Annotated in this window: 1 protein-coding gene; it reads right to left on the bottom strand. The window is 53.9% G+C overall.

Annotation, left to right across the window (positions count from 1 at the left end; all coding sequences use genetic code 11):
• Positions 1–33: 33 nt before the first annotated feature.
• Positions 34–1,406 (bottom strand): IS3 family transposase gene (locus C8K61_RS26580; protein ID WP_371920036.1). Its coding sequence is split into 2 segments (ribosomal slippage): positions 34–936 and positions 939–1,406, totalling 1,371 coding nucleotides; the frame shifts between segments, so codons are not numbered across the junction.
• Positions 1,407–1,457: the final 51 nt, after the last annotated feature.

Raw genomic sequence — 1,457 nt, 5'->3', positions numbered from 1 at the left:
TGAAGTGCGCCCCAAAAGTTGGACGGCTATTGATTAAGCCATGGCGGACTTGGCTCTGTATGCGACAGGGCTGAGTCCGCCTAGCTTCATCTTGATCCGATCATGGTTGTAGTAGCGGATGTATTCGTCCAGCCCCGCTTTCAGCTGGGCCACGCTATCGAAACGCTCACGGTAGAAGTATTCCGACTTCAGCGTGCCAAAAAAACTCTCCATCGTGGCGTTGTCCAAGCAGTTGCCTTTGCGTGACATGCTTTGCTTCAGGCCTGCTTTTTCCAAGCGTTCCCGGTAGTCGGGATATTGGTAGTGCCAGCCTTGATCTGAGTGCAGCATCGGTTTTGCCGTCCCCGGCAGGCCTTCAAGTGCTTGCTCCAGCATGCTACCTACCAAGGCGTAGCGTGGTCGGGTGTCGGTTTGGTAGGCAACGATTTCTCCGCTGAACAAGTCCAGCACCGGCGACAGGTACAGCTTTTCGCCTGCCACTTTGAACTCCGTTACATCCGTGACCCACTTCTGGTTTGGATGGTCCGCGTCAAACTGGCGGGCTAAAAGATTAGGCGAAGCCTTGCCCATCAACCCTCGATACGACCGGTACTTTTTCGGGCGTACATTGCATTGAAGACCCAGCTCGCCCATCAGGCGCCGCACCGTTTTGCTGTTAACCATCTGGCCAGCATTACGCAGCTCAGCAGTCATCCGACGATAGCCATAGCGACCCTTATGTTTCTGCTGAACGCTCTGAATCGAGGCTTTCAGAGGGGCGATCCGGTCTTCAGCGCTAAATAACTTGAGCTGGTAGTAATAAGTGCTGCGAGCCAAACCCGCTATTTCAAGCAATTGATCGAGTGGAAAATGCGCTCGCAATTCCGTAACTAGCTTGGTTTTTTCCTTGCGGCTTTCTCCAGCCTTTTCTTTTCCTCCCTGTGCTCCTTGAGCTTTTTTAGCCAGGCGTTCTCCACTTCGAGCTTGCGTAGCTTGAGCAGCAGCTCAGCATGCGAAAGATCTTCATCACGTGTGGTTTCAGGTGCAGAGGGCCTGGCGGGAGGTAGCGTCATAACGGCGTGCGGTCCTTTCCTGGCTGATTCCAGGGCTTCAAAGCCGCCACTGTAATACTGCTGCTGCCATCTGCCCACTTGGGTAGAGCTACCCAGATTAAAGAGCGCAGCCACGCGACGAAAAGACAGGTTATCGCGCCACATCTGCTGAAGAACGGAGAGTTTGAATTCTGGGCTGTAGCGAGTGCTGCGCACTTGCAGGCTGGTACCGCCGTGTAATCGATAGGCTTCGACCCAGCGACGAAGCAGGGTCGGATCTATTTGGAACTGGGCAGCTATAAAGCGAAAGCCTCTGCCTCGCTCAAGGAAAGCGGTAACGGCAGACAGCTTGAATTGTGTTGTGTACTTGCTCATGAAAAACGCCCCAGAGGTTGGATTGGTGTCCAACTTCTGGGGCGCACTTCA

This window comes from Pseudomonas sp. GV071 (assembly GCF_003050835.1).
Taxonomy (GTDB): domain Bacteria; phylum Pseudomonadota; class Gammaproteobacteria; order Pseudomonadales; family Pseudomonadaceae; genus Aquipseudomonas.
This window is presented reverse-complemented; position numbering and strand designations above follow the sequence as displayed.